Source organism: Streptomyces triculaminicus (genome assembly GCF_017349075.1).
GTDB classification, from domain to species: Bacteria; Actinomycetota; Actinomycetes; order Streptomycetales; family Streptomycetaceae; genus Streptomyces; species Streptomyces triculaminicus.
This window is the reverse complement of the sequence record NZ_JAFMOF010000003.1, coordinates 757,557-778,825: the sequence shown is the minus strand read 5'-3', so window position 1 is coordinate 778,825 and position 21,269 is coordinate 757,557. Positions and strand designations below refer to the sequence as shown.

Annotated in this window: 9 protein-coding genes, 1 tRNA gene, 2 rRNA genes and 1 pseudogene; 1 reads left to right on the top strand and 12 read right to left on the bottom strand. The window is 68.6% G+C overall.

The features are described from left to right. Nucleotides 1-209 precede the first annotated feature (209 nt). The 8 genes and pseudogenes from J1792_RS22080 to J1792_RS22045 all read right to left on the bottom strand — a co-directional run bounded on the left by J1792_RS22080 (nt 210) and on the right by J1792_RS22045 (nt 13,827). A complete protein-coding gene (locus tag J1792_RS22080; RefSeq protein ID WP_086566431.1) occupies nt 210-593 on the bottom strand; it encodes a helix-turn-helix domain-containing protein in 384 nt (127 codons plus the stop codon). A gap of 109 nt (nt 594-702) precedes the next feature. Then, nucleotides 703-1,227: a CinA family protein gene (locus J1792_RS22075; RefSeq protein ID WP_372446150.1), complete on the bottom strand. Its 525-nt coding sequence runs from the start codon at nt 1,225-1,227 to the stop codon at nt 703-705. Further along, a complete protein-coding gene (pgsA, locus tag J1792_RS22070) occupies nt 1,224-1,850 on the bottom strand; it encodes a CDP-diacylglycerol--glycerol-3-phosphate 3-phosphatidyltransferase (RefSeq protein ID WP_086566432.1) in 627 nt (208 codons plus the stop codon). Before pgsA ends, J1792_RS22075 begins: the two co-directional genes overlap by 4 nt. Continuing rightward, entirely contained in the window at nt 1,847-3,358 is a 1,512-nt protein-coding gene (gene rimO, locus J1792_RS22065; protein WP_086566434.1) for a 30S ribosomal protein S12 methylthiotransferase RimO, read from the bottom strand. The genes pgsA and rimO overlap by 4 nt, the downstream gene beginning before the upstream one ends. 114 nt (nt 3,359-3,472) lie before the next feature. Next, complete coding sequence (locus J1792_RS22060; protein WP_372446148.1) at nt 3,473-4,336, bottom strand: helix-turn-helix domain-containing protein; 864 nt, start codon at nt 4,334-4,336, stop codon at nt 3,473-3,475. Nucleotides 4,337-4,534: 198 nt separating this feature from the next. Further along, nucleotides 4,535-7,260, bottom strand: a pseudogene (locus J1792_RS22055) (DNA translocase FtsK). A gap of 122 nt (nt 7,261-7,382) precedes the next feature. Then, on the bottom strand, nt 7,383-8,069 hold the full coding sequence (locus J1792_RS22050; RefSeq protein ID WP_086568132.1) for a response regulator: 687 nt from the start codon (nt 8,067-8,069) through the stop codon (nt 7,383-7,385). Nucleotides 8,070-8,343: 274 nt separating this feature from the next. Beyond that, nucleotides 8,344-13,827, bottom strand: a complete 5,484-nt coding sequence (locus tag J1792_RS22045; protein ID WP_086568134.1) for a HAMP domain-containing protein — start codon at nt 13,825-13,827, stop codon at nt 8,344-8,346. Between the two features lie 213 nt (nt 13,828-14,040). Between J1792_RS22045 and J1792_RS22040 the strand changes: the two genes are divergently transcribed. Continuing rightward, nucleotides 14,041-16,698 (top strand): SpoIIE family protein phosphatase, encoded by a 2,658-nt coding sequence (locus J1792_RS22040; protein ID WP_086568135.1) that lies wholly within the window; start codon nt 14,041-14,043, stop codon nt 16,696-16,698. 45 nt (nt 16,699-16,743) lie between these two features. Here the strand turns inward: J1792_RS22040 and J1792_RS22035 are convergent. The 4 genes from J1792_RS22035 to J1792_RS22020 all read right to left on the bottom strand — a co-directional run bounded on the left by J1792_RS22035 (nt 16,744) and on the right by J1792_RS22020 (nt 21,003). Then, nucleotides 16,744-16,819: transfer RNA gene (locus J1792_RS22035), tRNA-Thr, on the bottom strand. A gap of 47 nt (nt 16,820-16,866) precedes the next feature. Beyond that, complete coding sequence (locus J1792_RS22030; RefSeq protein ID WP_086568137.1) at nt 16,867-17,571, bottom strand: DegT/DnrJ/EryC1/StrS family aminotransferase; 705 nt, start codon at nt 17,569-17,571, stop codon at nt 16,867-16,869. Nucleotides 17,572-17,688: 117 nt separating this feature from the next. Beyond that, nucleotides 17,689-17,805: ribosomal RNA gene (rrf, locus tag J1792_RS22025) — 5S ribosomal RNA — on the bottom strand. Nucleotides 17,806-17,880: 75 nt separating this feature from the next. Then, nucleotides 17,881-21,003: ribosomal RNA gene (locus J1792_RS22020) — 23S ribosomal RNA — on the bottom strand. Nucleotides 21,004-21,269: the final 266 nt, after the last annotated feature.

Here is a 21,269-nt window from a genome sequence, read left to right as displayed (position 1 = left end):
GGCCCGCATTTCCCACCATGGCACAGGCAAACCGAATCAGCCGGAGGAAGCCGAACCGGCCACGGGTCACGGAACCGCCGCACACGAAGACCCGGACACAAGCAGAGACGGGATACACGAGGACCGGGGGTACGCGAAGACCCCGGCCGGAGGATCCGGCCGGGGTCTCGCACGTGAAACAGATGCCGTCCAGGCTTTGTCGGCCCGGATCAGGCCGCGACCACGTCCACGGCCTCCGCGGGGGCCTTGATGGTCACGCGCTCCCCCGGAACGCCCGTCACGGACGTCACGGACACCGAATTGAACATCGGCCGCATCGGCGCGGGTACCGGCTCGCTCGCCGCCGCCGACTGCGCCAGCTCGGCGAGCGACAGCTCGTCACTCACCTCGCGCATGACCTCGGACATCCGTACGTCCAGAGCGTCGCAGATTGCGGAGAGAAGCTCGGAGGACGCCTCTTTCTGACCGCGCTCGACCTCGGAGAGATATCCGAGCGAGACCCGGGCGGACGAGGAGACCTCGCGCAGAGTGCGGCCCTGGCGTTGGCGCTGCCGACGCAGCACGTCACCCAGCAGGCGACGGAGCAGAATCATCGGTGGCTCCCTCCTTGGACCGCGAATCCGGTTCCTTCACGCCCCACCGTACCGCCTCGGGGTGCGGCCGTGCGGGGAGCTATGTCGTGTTCACTCAGGGCTGCAAACATCAATTCCCCCCGTTGTGTTCCGTATCCTTTGCCCTCGCGTTCCCCGTGAGTTCGCGCATAAGCAGCGCGAGGACCGCCCGTACGCTCCCGGCGCGGATCTCCGCGCGCCCGCCGTCCAGCGACAACCGTCGTACGGCACCCGCTCCGCCGGGCCCGGCGACCGCGACGAACACGGTGCCGACGTCCTTGCCGTCCTGGGAATCCGGGCCGGCGACCCCGGTCGTCGAGACCCCCCAGTCGGCGCCCAGCAGCGTCCGCACGCCCTCGGCCATCCGGCGGGCCACGTCGCCGTCCACGGCTCCGCGCTCGGCCAGCAGCGCCCCGTCCACGCCCAGCACATCGTGCTTGACGTCGGTGGCGTACGCGGTGACCGAGCCGCGCACCGTGCGGGAGGCGCCCGGTGCGGCGGTCAGCTCGGCGGCGACCAGGCCGCCCGTGAGCGACTCCGCAGCGGCCACCGTCTGTCCGCGCGACAGCAGTGCCCCCAGGACGTCCGCGGCGGCGCCGCCCACCGCCGAGCTCACCGCGCCGGCTTCCCGGAGCGCCCGGCCCGGCGCAGGACCAGGGCCTGCTTGACGTAGTCGAGACCGCTCACGACGGTCAACGCGACGGCGACCGCCATCACCCAGAAGCGCAGGGTGGCCAGCGGCCCGGTGAGCATGAGGATGTACATGCCCACGCCCACGCCCTGCGCGAGCGTCTTCATCTTGCCGCCCCGGCTGGCCGGAATGACACCGTGCCGGATGACCCAGAACCGCATCATCGTGATGCCGATCTCGCGGAGCAGGATCACGCCCGTGACCCACCAGGGCAGGTCGCCCAGGACGGACAGGCAGATCAGCGCCGCGCCCATGATCGCCTTGTCGGCGATCGGGTCGGCGATCTTGCCGAAGTCGGTGACCAGGTTGTAGGTGCGTGCCAGATGACCGTCGAACAGATCGGTGATCATCGCGATGGCGAAGGCCGCCCAGGCGAAGGAGCGCCAGGCCGGGTCGTTACCGCCGTCGTGCATCATCAGCAGGACGAACCCGGGCACGAGCAGCAGCCGGATCATGGTCAGGATGTTGGCGATGTTCCACAACCCGGCCGGCCGCACGCCCGTCGTGGGTGCCGGACCTCCTGCGGCGGAGGCCGGGAGTCCGCTCATCTGCCCGCCTCCTCGGTACACCCGCCCTCGATCCCGAGCGGCTCGGCGATGAGGTCCACGCCCTCGCTCGCCACCACCTTGGCCACGACCATCCGGCCGGGCGCCGGCTCGTCGTCCATGGTGAGCAGCACCTGGCCGTCGGTCTCGGGCGCCTGGTGGGCCGCGCGGCCGATGACGCCGTCCTCGTCGTCCACACGGTCGACGAGTACTTCGATCGTCTCACCGACGCGCTCCTCCGCGCGCTGCGCGGTGAGCTCCTCGGCCAGTCGCGAGATGTGCGCCAGCCGCTCGGCGACGACCTCGGGGGCGAGCTTGCCATCGTAGGTGGCGGCCTCGGTGCCGTCCTCGTCGGAGTAGCCGAAGACGCCGATGGCGTCCAGACGCGCCCCTACCAGAAAACGCTCCAGCTCCGCGAGGTCTTCCTCGGTCTCGCCGGGGAAGCCGACGATGAAGTTGGACCGGGCGCCCGCCTGGGGCGCCTTGCCGCGGATCGTCTCGAGGAGCTCCAGGAACCGGTCGGTGTCGCCGAAGCGCCGCATCGCGCGCAGCACGCCGGGCGCGGAGTGCTGGAAGGACAGGTCGAAGTAGGGCGCGACCTTGTCCGTGGAGGTCAGCACGTCGATGAGGCCGGGCCGCATCTCGGCGGGCTGCAGGTAGCTGACGCGGATGCGCTCCAGGCCGTCGACCGCCGCCAGCTCCGGCAGCAGCGTCTCCAGCAGGCGGATGTCGCCGAGGTCCTTGCCGTACGAGGTGTTGTTCTCGGAGACCAGCATGATCTCCTTCACGCCCTGCTCGGCGAGCCAGCGCGTCTCGCCCAGCACGTCGGAGGGGCGGCGGGAGATGAAGGAGCCGCGGAAGGAGGGGATGGCGCAGAACGAGCAGCGCCGGTCGCAGCCGGAGGCGAGCTTCACGGAGGCGACGGGGCTGGACTCGAGCCTGCGACGCAGCGGCGCCCGGGGCCCGGAGGCCGGAGCGACGCCTTCCGGCAGGTCGGCCGGGGCCTCCTCGGCCGGGGGCAGGGCCTCGGCCTGCGCGTGACCGGGCAGGGCGATCTTTCCGGCCTCGCCCGCGCCCTGCCGCTCGGAGGGGCTGATCGGCAGCAGCTTGCGCCGGTCGCGCGGGGTGTGGGAGGCGTGGACGCCACCGGAGAGGATGGTCTGGAGGCGGTCGGAGATGTTGGCGTAGTCGTCGAAGCCGAGCACGCCGTCGGCCTCGGGGAGCGCCTCGGCGAGCTCCTTGCCGTAGCGCTCGGCCATGCAGCCGACGGCCACGACGGCCTGGGTACGGCCATGATCCTTGAGATCGTTGGCCTCGAGCAGGGCGTCGACGGAGTCCTTTTTGGCGGCTTCGACGAAGCCACAGGTGTTGACGACGGCCACATCGGCGTCGGCGGCGTCCTCGACGAGGTCCCAGCCATCCGCCGCCAAGCGGCCTGCCAGCTCCTCCGAGTCCACCTCGTTACGGGCGCAGCCAAGTGTGACAAGAGCGACGGTACGGCGTTCGGGCATAGGGCTCAGCCTACTTTGTCCCGGCGCCGCATCCGCTGCCGAGTGGCCGACGGGCGCGGAGAGCCTGGTCACCCACCGGCCCTCCGCGCCCGGCGTCGTCCGCCCGGGCCCCGGTCAGCCCGCCGAGGGGTCGCCCCGGGTGTAGCTCAGCCGCTGGACCTGGCCGTCGTCGCCGAGGTTCTTGACCTCTTTGCCGTTCACGAACAGCTGTACGGCCCCGGCGTTGCCCAGCACCAGGTCGATCCGCTTGCTGTCGGTGAAGGTCTTGGACGCGCCGCGCTTGAGCACGCCCTCCTCCAGCAGCTTGCCGTTGTGGTCCTTGGCCGACATCCAGGTCTGTCCGTTCTCGGCGGTCAGCTTGACGGTGACCTTGTTGGCCGGGACGCCGGCGATGGCGCTGGCGGACGCCTCGGCCTTGGGGTCGGCGACCTTGGGGTCGGAGACCTTCCCCGAGCCCTTCTTGTGGCTGGGCGCCGCGGACGGCTTGCTCGAGGCCGGGTCGGCCGAGACCGGGCCGCTCTCCGCTCCGCCGTTGAAGAGCGTGAATCCCACGAAACCGACGACGGCGACGATGGCGGCCACCATGGCGGCCGTCCAGTTGGGCCGCCGGGGCTCGGGGCGGATGCGCTCGGCGTCGAAGAGCGGCGCCGCGGGGGTGGGTGCGGGGCGCCCGCCGTGCTCGGCGTCGTACTGCGCGACGAGCGGGGCGGGGTCGACGCCGGCGGCCCGCGCCAGGGTGCGGATGTGTCCTCGGGCGTAGACGCGCCCGCCACAGCGGGTGAAGTCGTCCTGCTCGATCGCATGGATGATCGGAACGCGTACACGAGTATTCGAACTGACCTCGTCCACGGTCAGTCCGGCGTTGACACGAGCTTGCTGGAGGGATCGTCCGACGGAGGGCCGGTCATCCTCTACGGGGGTCCGGTCGTCCTCGACGGAGGGCCGGTCATCCTCTTCTGGAGAGTTGCCGAGGGACACGTGGGCGCCTTTCGAGCGTGCAGCCACCTGCTGGAGATTCAGTCTAGGGGGGATACAAAACGGTCGGGCAAGCGGGAAGCCGGACTTTGTAGGCCATCAGAATGCTCTGGCGTAACGCTGGTGGCACATCGCCCCTCCCCCTCGCTCAACTCCGCTCATGCTCGAGAGCAACGGTTGGTCAGGGATCTTTTGCGACGGCTAGGAGACGTCCCCGCGGATGACCGCCAGGACCCCGTCCAGGTCGTCCGGTTTGACGAGCACATCACGCGCCTTGGAGCCCTCGCTGGGCCCCACGATGCCGCGTGACTCCATCAGATCCATCAGTCTGCCCGCCTTGGCGAATCCCACACGCAATTTCCGCTGCAACATCGAGGTCGAGCCGAACTGCGTGGAGACGACCAGCTCGGCGGCCTGGCACAGCAGATCGAGGTCGTCGCCGATGTCCTCGTCGATCTCCTTCTTCTTCGCCGTGCCCACGGTGACGTCGTCGCGGAAGACGGGCGTCATCTGGTCCTTGCAGTGCTGGACCACGGCGGCGACCTCGGCCTCGGTCACGAACGCGCCCTGCATACGGACCGGCTTGTTGGCCCCCATGGGCAGGAAGAGCCCGTCGCCCTTGCCGATCAGCTTCTCGGCGCCCGGCTGGTCGAGGATGACCCGGCTGTCGGCGAGCGAGGAGGTGGCGAAGGCGAGCCGGGAGGGGACGTTCGCCTTGATCAGACCGGTGACGACGTCGACGGACGGCCGCTGGGTGGCGAGCACCAGGTGGATGCCGGCGGCGCGCGCCAGCTGGGTGATGCGGACGATCGAGTCCTCGACGTCGCGCGGGGCCACCATCATCAGGTCCGCCAGCTCGTCGACGATGACCAGCAGATAGGGGTACGGCGTCAGCTCCCGCCCGCTGCCCTCCGGCGGCTTGACCTTTCCGGCGCGCACGGCCGCGTTGAAGTCGTCGATGTGCCGGAAGCCGTAGGCGGCCAGGTCGTCGTAGCGCAGGTCCATCTCGCGCACGACCCACTGCAGGGCCTCGGCGGCGCGCTTGGGGTTGGTGATGATCGGCGTGATCAGGTGCGGGATGCCCTCGTAGGCGGTCAGCTCGACGCGCTTGGGGTCGACGAGCACCATCCGTACGTCCTCGGGGGTGGCGCGCACCATCAGCGAGGTGATCAGGCAGTTGATGCAGGACGACTTGCCGGAGCCGGTGGCGCCGGCCACCAGGATGTGCGGCATCTTCGCCAGGTTGGCCATCTCGTAGCCGCCCTCGACGTTCTTGCCGAGCGCGACGAGCATGGGGTGGTCGTCCTCGGCCGCGGCCGCCAGGCGCAGCACGTCGCCGAGGTTGACCATCTCCCGGTCGGTGTTGGGGATCTCGATGCCGACGGCCGACTTGCCGGGGATGGGGCTGATGATCCGTACGTCGGGGCTGGCGACGGCGTAGGCGATGTTCTTGGTGAGCGCGGTGATCCGCTCGACCTTGACGGCCGGGCCCAGCTCGACCTCGTAGCGCGTGACCGTCGGGCCCCGGGTGAAGCCGGTGACGGCCGCGTCGACCTTGAACTCCGCGAAGACGTTGGTCAGCGCGGCCACTATGGCGTCGTTGGCGGCGCTGCGGGACTTGCCCGGGCCGCCGCGCTCCAGGAGGTCGAGCGAGGGCAGGGAGTAGGTGATGTCCCCGGCGAGCTGGAGCTGCTCGGCCCGCGCGGGCAGCCCGCCGGCGGGTTCGGGCGCGGGCTTGGTGAGGTCGGGCACGGCGGTGGGGGTCTGCTCGGGGGCGGCCCGCCCCGCGCGTCCGGCGCCACGGGCGGGCGCGGGGGCGCCGGCCCGGCCCCCGTCCGGCGAGAGCCCGCTGCTGAGGTCGGCCACCAGCGGCGAGGGCTGGACGCCGTGCAGGACGGCTCCGTCCAGCGCCGCCGCGGCAGCGGCCGCGAGGTCCACCGCGTCGGGCTGCGGCCCGCCGGGGGCGCGACGGGCGTGCGACGCGGAGTGCGGCGCTTGCCGAGCTCCTGCGCCTCGGCGGCCTCGGGGCCGGCGGCGGGCGCGCGGCGGGGGCGGCGGGCGGGCGCGGCGTCGCGCCACTCGTCGTCGTACTCGGCGTAGGCCTCCTCGGCCCGCGCGTCGTACTCGCCCGGCCCGGGTTCGATGACGCCCAGGCGCATGCCGAGCTGTCGCAGCCGCCGCGGGATGGCGTTGACGGGCGTCGCGGTGACCACCAGCAGCCCGAAGATCGTGAGCAGGGCCAGCAGGGGTACGGCCAGGACCTCGCCGACCGCGTAGAGCAGGGGCTTGGAGGCGGCCCAGCCGATCAGGCCGCCGGCGTCCTGCAGGGCCTGTGAGCCGTCGTCGCGCCCGGGCGACCCGCAGGCCACGTGGACCTGCCCGAGGACGCCGATGACCAGCGCGGACAGGCCGATGACGATCCGTCCGTTGGCCTCGGGCCGCTCGGGATGGCGGAAGAGGCGGACGGCGATGATGCCGAGGAGTACGGGCACGACCAGGTCGAGGCGGCCGAACGCGCCGGTGACGAGCAGTCTTATGAGGTCGCCCACGGGGCCGTCGAGGGTCGACCAGGTGCCGGCGGCGACGACGAGCGCCGCGCCGAGCAGCAGCAGGGCGAGCCCGTCCTTGCGGTGGGCCGGGTCCAGTCCCTTGGCGCCGCGGCCGACACCGCGGAACAGCGCGCCGGCGCCGTGCGCCAGCCCGGCCCCGGCGCGGCGGGCGCCGCCGGGCCGCTTGGGCGCCGCCTTGGCGGCGGGCTTCCTGGCGGGCGCCTTGCGCGCGGGCGGACGGCCCGCGGGCTTGGCAGGCGCCTTCTTCGCGGGCGCCTTGGCGGGCGCCTTCTTGGCGGCGCCCCCGGGACGTCCGGCGCGCTGCTTGGAGTTGCCCGCGGTGCTCTGGGAACCCTTGCCGGACGTACGTGAGGCCATGGTGCCGAGATTACCGGTGTCGGTCGCGCGGTACACGTGCGGCCGGGCGTTCACCCGTTCGTGTCGTGGTGCTGCGGCGACAAGGGTGACGCGGCGTCAAGGAGCAGGGTGGCGAGGCGTCATCAGTTCGGCGCGGGGAGCGGGCTCGCGCCGCTGCCGGTGCCGGGCTCCAGGGCGTCCAGGGCCCGCCGCAGCCCGGTGAGCTTGCGCTCCAGATGGGCGGCGGTGGCGACCGCGGCGGCGTCGGCGGACTCGTCCAGCTGTTTGGAGAGCGCCTCGGCCTGTTCCTCGACGGCGGCGAGCCGCGCGGAGAGCTCCGCGAGCAGGCCGGCAGGCTCCTGCGGTTCTATCGCCCCGGCACGGCCGGACTGGCCGCTCTCCAGCTGCAGGCGCAGCAGGGAGGCCTGCTCGCGCAGCTGGCAGTTCTTCATGTACAGCTCGACGAAGACCGAGACCTTGGCGCGCAGCACCCACGGGTCGAAGGGCTTGGAGATGTAGTCCACCGCGCCGGCGGCGTAGCCGCGGAAGGTGTGGTGGGGCCCGTGGTTGATGGCGGTGAGGAAGATGATCGGGATGTCCCGGGTCCGCTCCCGCCGCTTGATGTGCGCGGCGGTCTCGAAGCCGTCCATGCCGGGCATCTGAACGTCCAGCAGGATCACCGCGAAGTCGTCCGTCAGCAGCGCCTTGAGCGCTTCCTCCCCTGACGATGCCCGCACCAGTGTCTGATCGAGCGCCGAGAGGATGGCCTCCAGCGCCAGCAGATTTTCCGGCCGGTCATCGACCAGGAGGATCTTGGCCTTCTGCACCATGCCCCGTCCTCCTCGTCCCGGCTTGGGGTCTCCCCAGCTCGATGAGCCGGGGGAAGTACCGGGCGCCGCCCCAGGGGACGACTCCCTTGCGCCGCCCGTCCTTGTGCCGGTCATGGTAGCCGCACCCCGGCCGTCACCACACCCTGTCACCGCGATGTCACTGTGCACGTAGCAGAAACGTGGTGGGAGACCAGAAGGTTCCCCGAATGCCGCCGCCCCACACGTCCTCGGCCACACTCCGTCAGCAGATCGTCAAACGGTGAACAAGATTCCGTCACTCTGCGCGCATCCACTGCTCCATCACCGTCAGAAGATGGTCTGTATCGACCGGTTTCGTGACATAGTCGGATGCACCGGCATCGATGCTCTTCTCCCGGTCCCCCTTCATCGCCTTCGCCGTCAGCGCGATGATGGGCAGCCCCGCGAACTGCGGCATCCTGCGGATCGCGGCCGTCGTGGCATAGCCGTCCATCTCCGGCATCATGATGTCCATCAGGACCACCACGACGTCGTCGTGCTGCTCCAGCACCTCGATCCCCTCGCGGCCGTTCTCCGCGTAGAGCACCGACAGCCCGTGCTGTTCCAGCACGCTGGTGAGGGCGAAGACGTTGCGGATGTCGTCGTCGACGATCAGCACCTTCTCGCCGTGGAACGTGCCGCCGAAACCGGTCTCCGCGGGCTGGCCCATGCCGGTGTACGCGCCGGTCAGCCACGGCTCGTGCGGCGCGGGAGCCGTACGGGACGTCCGCGCGCCCGGGACCGGGCTCTCGCCGTGGGCGGCCGCGGACAGCGCCTGGGCCTGCCCGGCCGCCTGCGCGGCCCGGCGGCGGCGCAGGACGAGCCCCGCGGCCTGCCGCGCGGGCGAGCTCTCCAGCTCGCCCCCGCCCGGCGCCGCCCCCAGGCCGGCGACGGCACCGCCGGACTCCGGCTGCGGGTACGCGTGCGGCGGCAGCTCGCCGGGGTTGAGCGGCAGGTAGAGCGTGAACGTCGAGCCCCGGCCCGGCTCGCTGGCCGCGTCGATCTCACCGCCCAGCAGCCGCGCGATCTCCCGGCTGATGGACAGCCCCAGGCCCGTGCCGCCGTACTTGCGGCTGGTGGTGCCGTCGGCCTGCTTGAACGCCTCGAAGATGACCCGCATCTTGCTGGCCGCGATGCCGATGCCGGTGTCGGTGACGGAGAAGGCGATCATCTCGCCGTCCGCGTCGCGCAGCGAACCGGCCTCCAGCAGCTGCTCCCGGATGCTGTCCGGCACGTCCGCGCCGGCCGGGCGGATGACCAGCTCGACGGCGCCCGTGTCGGTGAACTTCACCGCGTTCGAGAGCAGGTTGCGCAGCACCTGCAGCAGCCGCTGCTCGTCGGTGTGAAGCGTGGCCGGAAGCTCCGGCGAGACCCGTACCGAGAAGTCCAGGCCCTTCTCCGCCGTCAGCGGCCGGAACGTCGCCTCCACATAGTCCACGAGCTGGACCAGCGCGATCCTGCTCGGGCTGACGTCCATCTTGCCCGCCTCGACCTTGGACAGGTCCAGGATGTCGTTGATCAGCTGCAGCAGGTCCGAGCCCGCGCCGTGGATGGTGTCGGCGAACTCGACCTGCTTCGGGGAGAGGTTGCCCTCGGCGTTGTCGGCGAGCAGCTTGGCCAGGATCAGCAGCGAGTTGAGCGGGGTGCGCAGCTCGTGCGACATGTTGGCCAGGAACTCGGACTTGTAGCGCATGGAGACCGCGAGCTGCTCGGCGCGCTCCTCCAGCACCTGCCGGGCCTCCTCGATCTCGGTGTTCTTGACCTCGATGTCGCGGTTCTGCCGGGCCAGCCGCTCGGACTTCTCCTCCAGCTCGGCGTTGGAGATCTCCAGGGCCTTCTGCCGGTTCTCCAGCTCGGCCGACCGCTCGCGCAGCTGCTCGGTCAGCTCCTGCGACTGCTTGAGCAGCACCTCGGTCTTGGTGTTCACGCTGATGGTGTTGACGCTGGTGCCGATCATCTCGGCGATCTGGCTCAGGAAGTCCTTCTGGATCTGGGCGAACGGCTGGAAGGACGCCAGCTCGATCACGCCCAGCACCTGGCCCTCGAACAGCACCGGCAGCACGATCACATGGGCCGGCGGGGCCTCGCCCAGCCCGGAGGCGATCTTCAGATAGCCCGGCGGGACGTTCTCCACCAGGATCGTCCGCTTCTCCTTGGCCGCCGTTCCGATGAGCGACTCGCCCGGCCGGAAGGAGGTGGGCATGGCGCCCATCGAGTAGCCGTACGAGCCGAGCATGCGCAGCTCGTAGGCGTCCTCGTCCCGCTCGGCCTCCTGCGGGTCCGTGGGCATCGCCAGGAAGAACGCGCCGTGCTGCGCGGAGACGACGGGGGTGAGCTCGCTCATGATGAGCCCCGCCACGTCCTGCAGGTCGCGGCGGCCCTGCATGAGGCCCGAGATCCGGGCGAGGTTGCCCTTGAGCCAGTCCTGCTCCTTGTTGGCCAGCGTGGTCTCGCGGAGGTTGGCGATCATCGTGTTGATGTTGTCCTGGAGTTCCAGGATCTCGCCGGCCGCGTCGACGTCGATCTTGAGGTTGAGGTCGCCGCGGGTCACGGCCGTGGCGACCTCGGCGATGGCCCGCACCTGGCGGGTGAGGTTGCCCGCCATCTCGTTGACCGACTCCGTCAGGTCGCGCCAGGTGCCGTCGACGTCGCGCACCCGGGCCTGGCCGCCGAGCTGGCCCTCGGTGCCCACCTCGCGGGCGACGCGGGTGACCTGGTCGGCGAAGGAGGACAGCTGGTCGACCATCGTGTTGATGGTCGTCTTCAGCTGGAGGATCTCCCCCCGCGCGTCGATGTCGATCTTCTTGGTGAGGTCGCCCTGCGCGATGGCGGTGGTCACCATGGCGATGTTGCGGACCTGGCCGGTCAGGTTGGACGCCATCGAGTTCACCGACTCGGTGAGGTCCTTCCAGGTGCCGCTCACGCCGGGCACCCGCGCCTGGCCGCCGAGGATGCCGTCGGTGCCCACCTCGCGGGCCACGCGCGTGACCTCGTCGGCGAAGGACGACAGGGTGGTGACCATCGTGTTGACGGTGTCGGCGAGCTGGGCGACCTCGCCGCGCGCCTCGACGGTGACCTTCTTGGTGAGGTCGCCGTTGGCGACCGCGCCGGCGACCTGCGAGATGTTCCGCACCTGGCTGGTCAGGTTGTTGGCCATCAGGTTGACGTTGTCGCTGAGGTCCTTCCAGATGCCGGTGACGTCGCGCACCCGCGCCTGGCCGCCGAGCTGGCCCTCGGTGCCCACCTCGCGGGCGACGCGGGTGACCTGCTCGGCGAAGTCCGACAGCTGGTCGACCATCGTGTTCACGGTGGTGACGAGCTCGAGGATCTCGCCCTTGGCGTCGACGGTGATCTTCTTCGACAGGTCGCCCTTGGCGACCGCGGTGGTGACCTCGGCGATGTTGCGGACCTGCGATGTCAGGTTGTTGGCCATGAAGTTGACCGACTGCGTGAGGTCCTTCCAGGTGCCGGACACCCCCTGGACCTCCGCCTGGCCGCCCAGGATGCCCTCGGTGCCCACCTCCCGGGCCACCCGCGTGACCTGGTCGGCGAAGGACGACAGCTGGTCGACCATCGTGTTGATGGTGTTCTTCAGCTCCAGGATCTCGCCCCGGGCATCCACGTCGATCTTCTGCGACAGATCACCACGCGCCACCGCCGTGGCGACCTGGGCGATGTTGCGGACCTGGGCTGTCAGGTTGCCCGCCATGCCGTTGACCGAGTCCGTCAGGTCACGCCATACGCCCGCCACGCCCGGGACCTGCGCCTGCCCGCCGAGCCGGCCGTCGGTGCCGACCTCGCGGGCCACCCGCGTGACCTGCTCGGCGAAGGCGGAGAGCTGGTCGACCATCGTGTTGATGGTGTTCTTCAGCTCCAGGATCTCGCCCCGGGCATCCACGTCGATCTTCTGCGACAGATCACCACGCGCCACCGCCGTGGTCACCTGAGCGATCTGCCGCACCTGGGAAGTGAGGTTGCCCGCCATGAAGTTGACGGAGTCGGTCAGCTCCTTCCAGGTGCCGCTGACGCCGTCCACGCGGGCCTGGCCGCCGAGCCGGCCCTCCGTGCCCACGTCCCGCGCCATCCTGGTGACCTGGTCGGCGAAGGACGAGAGCTGGTCCACCATCGTGTTGACGGTGTTCTTCAACTGCAGCATCTCGCCGGAGACGTCGACGGTGACCTTCTGCGACAGGTCGCCGTTCGCGACGGCCGTCGTCACCTGGGCGATGTTGCGGACCTGGCCGGTGAGGTTGCGGAAGGCGGTGTTCACCGAGTCGGTGAGGTCCTTCCACGTACCCGCCGCACCCGGCACCGCCGCCTGACCGCCGAGCTCGCCCTCGACACCGATCTCCCGCGCCACACGCGTCACTTCGGCGCCGAAGGACTGGAGCTGGTCCACCATGCCGTTCACGGTGTTCTTCAGCTCCAGCATCTCGCCGGAGACGTCGACGGTCACCTTCTGGCCCAGATCGCCGTTGGCCACCGCCGTGGTCACCTGCGCGATGTCCCGCACCTGGCCGGTGAGGTTACGGAAGGCGGTGTTCACCGAGTCGGTGAGGTCCTTCCACGTACCCGCCGCACCCGGCACCGCCGCCTGACCGCCCAGCCGGCCCTCGGCACCCACCTCGTTGGCCACCCGGGTGACCTCGTCGGCGAACGTGCGCAGCGTCTCCGTCATCTGGTTGATCGTCTCGGCCAGCTGCGCGACCTCGCCACGCGCCGTCACCGTGACCTTCTGCGACAGGTCGCCGTTCGCGACGGCCGTCGTCACCTGCGCGATGCCGCGCACCTGGGCGGTGAGGTTGCCCGCCATGAGGTTCACCGAGTCGGTGAGGTCCTTCCAGACCCCGGCGACCCCGGGCACCTGCGCCTGGCCGCCCAGCTCGCCCTCCGTGCCCACCTCCCGGGCCACGCGCGTGACCTCGGAGGCGAAGGAGGACAGCTGGTCGACCATCGTGTTGACGGTGTTCTTCAGCTCCAGCATCTCTCCGGCCACATGGACCGTGACCTTGCGGGAGAGATCGCCCTTGGCGACCGCGGTCGTCACCAGCGCGATGTCACGCACCTGGGCGGTCAGCCGGGACGCCATCGTGTTGACGGAGTCCGTGAGGTCCTTCCACGAACCGGACATTCCGCGTACCCGGGCCTGGCCGCCGAGCTTGCCCTCGGTACCCACCTCGCTGGCCACCCGGGTCACCTCGTCGGTGAACGCCGAGAGCTGGTCCACCAGGCCGTTGACCGTACGCCCGACCTTCAGGAACTCGCCCCGCAGCGGATGCGCCGCGCCGTCCGCGCCCTGGGAGCGCAGGTCCATCCGCTGCTCCAGGTCGCCCTCGGCCACCGCCGACAGCACCCGGCCCACCTCGGACACCGGCCGCACCAGATCGTCGACCAGGGCGTTCGAGGCGTCGATCGCCGCCGCCCAGGCGCCCTCGCAGGCCCCGACCTCCAGGCGCTCGGTGAGTTTTCCCTCACGACCGACCACCCGCCGCACCCGGGCCAGCTCACCGGTCAGCTGCAGATTGCGGTCCGCCACCTCGTTGAACACGGCGGCGATCTCGGCCATCACACCGTCACCGGAGACCGTCAGACGCTTGCGGAAGTTCCCGTCCCGCATCGCCTCGAGCGCCGACAGCAACCGGTTCAGCGCTGCGGCGTCCACCTCCGTGGTTCCATTGGGCCGGGACCGTCCGCCCTTCGCGCGCGTGCTTGCGCCCCGCGCCGCTGCGCCAGACTCCACCGTGTCCCTCCCGCTGGGTCGATCATTCTCGCCGGGCTTCCGCTTCGAGCTTTCCCAGTGTTTCACCCCGGCCCTACCAGGCCATAACAGTCGGCAGCATCGCACACGGTCCGCCCGCACCCCGCAAGGTGGAATCCCTGTGCACCGCCATCCGCGCACCCGGCGGAGGTAAGTAACCTGGCATCCGGCCAGGGCAATGGAGGGGCGCTGCACATGGGTGAGCAGATCGCCGAGACGTACACGAGGAGACCTGTGATCACCGCGCGGGCAGCCGCCACCTTCGAGCCGGTCGGACGCTCGGTCGCCGCCGCCCGGGCCTTCGTCCGGGACACCCTCCAGGGCTGGGGCTTCCCCGACATCATCGACGACGCCGTCGTCCTGACCAGCGAACTCGTCACCAATGCCGTCGTCCACGCAGGCACTCATGCGGACGTGCTCTGCGTACGTATGAACACCGGTGTGCGCGTGGAGGTTGCGGACCGTTACCCCGAACGCGAAGTTCCGCTGCAGGAACCCGGACGCCAGTTCGGTAGCCTGGACCGCGAGGGCGGCCGCGGCCTGCTCCTGTGCGCGGCCATCGCCTCCCGCTGGGGCGTCGAGTACACCGCCACCGCGAAGACCGTGTGGTTCCGCCTCGACCTGCCCGACCGCCCGGCCGGCACCCGTTCCGCCGGCCCCGCGCTCCCCGCCGAGGCGCTCCCGATCGCCGACACCCGCGTCCGCGTCGCCGTCGTCCAGATCGACCGCACGGGCGCCATCACCGCCTGGAACGAGGACGCCCACGAGCTCTTCGGCTTCCCACCCGACCAGATCCTCGGCAAGCCGCTGACCGACCTCGCCGCCTGGCCCCACACCCCCGGCACCTCCACCGGCATCGCCGAGGCCCTGCGCCTCTCCCGCTGGGAAGGCTCCTACGGCATAAGGGGCGCCGACGGCCGCGTCCTCCCCGTCTACGCCTCCCACCTGCGCGTCCGCGACACCGCCGGCGCCCCCTCGACCGTCTGCCTGCTCGTACGGGACGAGGAGCGCGCCGTCCTGCAGAGCCCGCCCCGCTCCCCCGCCGGCGATTCGGGCACCGGCGAGCGCGGCACCTCCGCCGACCCCTTCGAGGTCTTCATCGGCTCCCCCGCCCCCGACGACCTCGACGGACTGCTCCAGCGCACCGTCGAACGAGCGCGCGACATGCTCGACGGCGACTCCGCCTATCTCCTGCTCGCCACCGACGACGAGACGGAGCTGGAGGTCCGCGCCTCCACCGGTCTGCCCTCCACCCGCCAGCGCTTCGCCCGGGTCCCCGTCGAAGCCGGCACCGGACGCTACGGCTCCGCCCGGATGCCGGCCGTCCACGACGACCTCGCCGCCGTCCCCGGCGCCGTGCCCCTCCTCAACGACACCGGCATGCGCTCGGTCGTCACCGTTCCCCTCAAGGTCGAGGGCCGCCTCACCGGCTCGCTCGGCGTCGCCGCCGAGTCGCCCCGGCGCTACGGCAACGAAGAAGCCCTGCGCCTGCAGTTCGCCGCCGACCGCATCGCCCTGGCCGTCGAATCCGCCCGCCTCGGCGAGCTGGAACGCCTCCGCCGCGGCTCGCTCTCCTTCCTCGTCGAGGCCTCCGACCTGCTCGCCGGCACCCTCGACCGGGACCAGACGCTGGCCCTCATGGCCCAGATGACCGTCCCCACCCTCGCCGCCTGGTGCGCCGTCTACACCATCGCCGACCAGTCCTCGGAGCCGGAGCTCTCCTACGTCCTGCACGAGGACGAGGACCGCATCGACGGCCTCAAGGCCCTGCTGGTCAAGGTCGCCCCGCCCGAACCGGTCCCCACCCCCGGCGCCCGCGTCTGGACCGCCCCCACCGAGGCCGCCCATTCCGCCGCCCTGCGCACCTCTCTGCGCAGCCTCGGCCTCGCCGACACCACGGGCAACATGCCCGCCCCGGGCACCTCGCTCGCCACGGCGGCCGCGGTCGGCGGCGAGACGGTCGTCCTGCCGCTCGTCGCCCGCAACCGCGTCATCGGCATGCTCACGCTCGGCAAGCCCACCGACGACCACTTCCGCCAGGAGATCCTGGAACTCGCCGAGGACCTCTCCCGCCGGGCCGCGCTCGCGCTGGACAACGCCCGGCTCTACAGCGAGCGCACCGCCATCAGCCAGAGCCTCCAGCGCAGCCTCCTCCCGCCCGAACTGCCGGACGTCCCCGGCGTGGAGGTCGAGGTCATCTACCGCGCGGCGGGCGAGGGCAACGAGGTCGGCGGCGACTTCTACGACATCTTCCCCATCCGCGACGGCGCGTACGGCTTCGCGATCGGCGACGTCTGCGGCACGGGACCTGAGGCCGCCGCCGTCACCGGCCTGGCCCGCCACGCCCTGCGCCTGCTGGCCCGCGAGGGCTTCGGAGGCCCCGCGGTGCTGCAGCGGCTGAACGCGGCCATCCTCGACGAGGGCGCCCGCAGCCGCTTCCTCACGCTCCTCTACGGCGAGCTGTGGCCCCAGCCCGACGGCAGCGCCCTCCTGAAGGTGGTCTGCGCCGGCCACCCGCTCCCGCTGCGCCTGCGCCAGGACGGCACGGTCGAGCCCGCCGCCGATCCGCAACCGCTGCTGGGCGTCATGGAGGACCTCGAGCTGTACGAGCAGACGGTCACCCTGGACCCCGGCGACGTCCTGCTCTGCGTCACGGACGGCGTCACCGAGCGCCGCGAGGGAACCCGCATGCTGGGCGACGACGGCCTGACGGACGTCCTGACGACGTGTACGGGCCTCACGGCGGGCGCCGTGGCCGCCCGGATCCTGCGCGCGGTCGAACGTTTCGCCGCCGAACCGGCCTCGGACGACATGGCCATCCTCGCGATGCGCGTCCCCGAGCCGCAGGAGTGACGACAGCAAGAAGGCCCCCGCCGAACGGCGGGGGCCTTCTTGTTATGGAGCCCCAAAACGGAATCGAACCGTTGACCTTCTCCTTACCATGGAGACGCTCTGCCGACTGAGCTATTGGGGCCGGCAACGAGATAAAGCATACCCGATGCTCGCACGGGCTTTTGACCACTAGGCCGCGGCAAGCGGAACCAGACCGCCCAGGGCATTGCACGCCGAGACCAGGCGCTGCAGGTCCCGCCGCGTCAGCTCCGCGGCCACGGGCAGCTCGAGGCATTCGCCGGCGGCCCGCTCGGTCTCCGGCAGCCACAACTCCCGGCGGAACGGCGGCATACGGTGCACGGGCGTCCGTACGGGCACACGGCACCGCACACCACGAGCGCGAAGAGCACGCGCGAAGGCATCCCGGTCCGGCCGGCCGTTGCCGGGGACGCGCACGACGTAGGAGTCGAAGCGATGCACGACCCCCGGGGCGACGACGGGCGTGAGGACGCCGGTCAGACGAGAGGTGAGGTACGCGGCGTTGGCCCGACGCCGGGACGTCTCCGCCTCCGTACGGGTGAGAGCCGTGAGGTCCGCGGTGTCCGTGTGCTCGAGGAGAAGCGCGCCGTGGGCGGCGGCGACGAGCCGTAGGGCCGTCAGGTCGGCAGGGTGACCGAAGAGGTGTACGGCCACGACGGCGGCGGTACGAGGCGTCATGGCGCCGGCCGCCGAGGCGGGGTCGAGGCAGTAGCCGGCCGGATCGATGTCGGCGAAGACGGGCTGCGCCCCGAGTGCGCGCACCGCCTCCGCGACCGCGGCAGGCGCGTACGACGGCACGACGACGTCATCTCCGGGCCCTACCCCTGCGGCTGCCAGCCGCTCTTCAGTCCCCATGCCGCGGATGGTGCCCGCGCGACGTTAACGCCGCATGACCCCGCATAGTTCATCGTGAAAACAAAAAAGCTCTGATGTGTGAACCGAAGTCCACACATCAGAGCTTTTTTAATATTAGTTCGGCGGCGTCCTACTCTCCCACAGGGTCCCCCCTGCAGTACCATCGGCGCTGAAAGGCTTAGCTTCCGGGTTCGGAATGTAACCGGGCGTTTCCCTAACGCTATGACCACCGAAACACTATAAAGTTAGAACTCCAGCCAGCAAGGCGAGTTCGTTACTTCAGAACTAACACAGTGGACGCGAGCAACTGAGGACAAGCCCTCGGCCTATTAGTACCAGTCAGCTCCAACCGTTACCGGTCTTCCACACCTGGCCTATCAACCCAGTCGTCTACTGGGAGCCTTACCCCATCAAGTGGGTGGGAGTCCTCATCTCGAAGCAGGCTTCCCGCTTAGATGCTTTCAGCGGTTATCCCTCCCGAACGTAGCCAACCAGCCATGCCCTTGGCAGGACAACTGGCACACCAGAGGTTCGTCCGTCCCGGTCCTCTCGTACTAGGGACAGCCCTTCTCAAGACTCCTGCGCGCGCAGCGGATAGGGACCGAACTGTCTCACGACGTTCTAAACCCAGCTCGCGTACCGCTTTAATGGGCGAACAGCCCAACCCTTGGGACCGACTCCAGCCCCAGGATGCGACGAGCCGACATCGAGGTGCCAAACCATCCCGTCGATATGGACTCTTGGGGAAGATCAGCCTGTTATCCCCGGGGTACCTTTTATCCGTTGAGCGACGGCGCTTCCACAAGCCACCGCCGGATCACTAGTCCCGACTTTCGTCCCTGCTCGACCCGTCGGTCTCACAGTCAAGCTCCCTTGTGCACTTACACTCAACACCTGATTGCCAACCAGGCTGAGGGAACCTTTGGGCGCCTCCGTTACTCTTTAGGAGGCAACCGCCCCAGTTAAACTACCCACCAGACACTGTCCCTGATCCGGATCACGGACCGAGGTTAGACATCCAGCACGACCAGAGTGGTATTTCAACGACGACTCCACCATGGCTGGCGCCATGACTTCACAGTCTCCCACCTATCCTACACAAGCCGAACCGAACACCAATATCAAGCTATAGTAAAGGTCCCGGGGTCTTTCCGTCCTGCTGCGCGAAACGAGCATCTTTACTCGTAGTGCAATTTCACCGGGCCTATGGTTGAGACAGTCGAGAAGTCGTTACGCCATTCGTGCAGGTCGGAACTTACCCGACAAGGAATTTCGCTACCTTAGGATGGTTATAGTTACCACCGCCGTTTACTGGCGCTTAAGTTCTCAGCTTCGCCCTGTCGAAACAGAGCTAACCGGTCCCCTTAACGTTCCAGCACCGGGCAGGCGTCAGTCCGTATACATCGCCTTACGGCTTCGCACGGACCTGTGTTTTTAGTAAACAGTCGCTTCTCGCTGGTCTCTGCGGCCACACCCAGCTCAGAGTGCAAGACTCATCACCGGACATGGCCCCCCTTCTCCCGAAGTTACGGGGGCATTTTGCCGAGTTCCTTAACCATAGTTCACCCGAACGCCTCGGTATTCTCTACCTGACCACCTGAGTCGGTTTAGGGTACGGGCCGCCATGAAACTCGCTAGAGGCTTTTCTCGACAGCATAGGATCATCCACTTCACCACAATCGGCTCGGCATCAGGTCTCAGCCTTAATGTGTGACGGATTTGCCTATCACACGGCCTACACCCTTACCCCGGGACTACCACCGCCCGGGCTGGACTACCTTCCTGCGTCACCCCATCGCTTACCTACTACAAGTCTGGTTCGTCGGCTCCACCACTCCCCTTCACCCGAAGGATCCAGGACGGCTTCACGGACTTAGCATCGCCTGATTCGATATTGGGCGTTTCAAAGCGGGTACCGGAATATCAACCGGTTGTCCATCGACTACGCCTGTCGGCCTCGCCTTAGGTCCCGACTTACCCTGGGCAGATCAGCTTGACCCAGGAACCCTTAGTCAATCGGCGCACACGTTTCTCACGTGTGTATCGCTACTCATGCCTGCATTCTCACTCGTGAACCGTCCACAACTCGCTTCCGCGGCTGCTTCACCCGGCACACGACGCTCCCCTACCCATCCACACACCCGTTGGGGTTATTGTGTGAATGACACGACTTCGGCGGTACGCTTGAGCCCCGCTACATTGTCGGCGCGGAATCACTTGACCAGTGAGCTATTACGCACTCTTTCAAGGGTGGCTGCTTCTAAGCCAACCTCCTGGTTGTCTCTGCGACTCCACATCCTTTCCCACTTAGCGTACGCTTAGGGGCCTTAGTCGATGCTCTGGGCTGTTTCCCTCTCGACCATGGAGCTTATCCCCCACAGTCTCACTGCCGCGCTCTCACTTACCGGCATTCGGAGTTTGGCTAAGGTCAGTAACCCGGTAGGGCCCATCGCCTATCCAGTGCTCTACCTCCGGCAAGAAACACACGACGCTGCACCTAAATGCATTTCGGGGAGAACCAGCTATCACGGAGTTTGATTGGCCTTTCACCCCTAACCACAGGTCATCCCCCAGGTTTTCAACCCTGGTGGGTTCGGTCCTCCACGAAGTCTTACCTCCGCTTCAACCTGCCCATGGCTAGATCACTCCGCTTCGGGTCTTGGGCGCGCTACTCAATCGCCCTATTCGGACTCGCTTTCGCTACGGCTTCCCCACACGGGTTAACCTCGCAACACACCGCAAACTCGCAGGCTCATTCTTCAAAAGGCACGCAGTCACGACGCACCAAGCAAGCTTGATGCGCGACGCTCCCACGGCTTGTAGGCACACGGTTTCAGGTACTATTTCACTCCGCTCCCGCGGTACTTTTCACCATTCCCTCACGGTACTATCCGCTATCGGTCACCAGGGAATATTTAGGCTTAGCGGGTGGTCCCGCCAGATTCACACGGGATTTCTCGGGCCCCGTGCTACTTGGGTGTCTCTTAAACGAGCCGTTGATGTTTCAGCTACGGGGGTCTTACCCTCTACGCCGGACCTTTCGCATGTCCTTCGCCTACACCAACGGTTTCTGACTCGTCTCATGGCCGGCAGACCATGAAAAAGAGATCCCACAACCCCGCATGCGCAACCCCTGCCGGGTATCACACACATACGGTTTGGCCTCATCCAGTTTCGCTCGCCACTACTCCCGGAATCACGGTTGTTTTCTCTTCCTGCGGGTACTGAGATGTTTCACTTCCCCGCGTTCCCTCCACACTGCCTATGTGTTCAGCAGCGGGTGACAGCCCATGACGACTGCCGGGTTTCCCCATTCGGACACCCCCGGATCAAAGCTCGGTTGACAGCTCCCCGGGGCCTATCGCGGCCTCCCACGTCCTTCATCGGTTCCTGGTGCCAAGGCATCCACCGTGCGCCCTTAAAAACTTGGCCACAGATGCTCGCGTCCACTGTGCAGTTCTCAAGCAACGACCAGCCACCCGTCACACTCTGCCGAAGCAAAGCTTTACCGGGGCCGGCATCGCGAAGGTTCAGACCGAAGTCCGTACCCTCAGATACCCAACAGCGTGCCCGGCCCAGTCTTTCAAGATTCACGTTCCACGCCGAAGCAGTACTAGTGATCCCTCAAGAACTGTGCCGAATAGTCAACGTTCCACCCATGAGCAACCGTGCGAGTCATTCGCTCGCAGTCGGCTATG

Bases quoted from the DNA above. Each gene is read 5' to 3' on its own strand.
- J1792_RS22080 (WP_086566431.1), bottom strand. From the start codon at position 593: ATGATTCTGCTCCGTCGCCTGCTGGGTGACGTGCTGCGTCGGCAGCGC.
- pgsA (WP_086566432.1), bottom strand. From the start codon at position 1,850: ATGAGCGGACTCCCGGCCTCCGCCGCAGGAGGTCCGGCACCCACGACG.
- rimO (WP_086566434.1), bottom strand. From the start codon at position 3,358: ATGCCCGAACGCCGTACCGTCGCTCTTGTCACACTTGGCTGCGCCCGT.
- J1792_RS22050 (WP_086568132.1), bottom strand. From the start codon at position 8,069: ATGGTGCAGAAGGCCAAGATCCTCCTGGTCGATGACCGGCCGGAAAAT.
- J1792_RS22040 (WP_086568135.1), top strand. From the start codon at position 14,041: ATGGGTGAGCAGATCGCCGAGACGTACACGAGGAGACCTGTGATCACC.
- J1792_RS22030 (WP_086568137.1), bottom strand. From the start codon at position 17,571: ATGGGGACTGAAGAGCGGCTGGCAGCCGCAGGGGTAGGGCCCGGAGAT.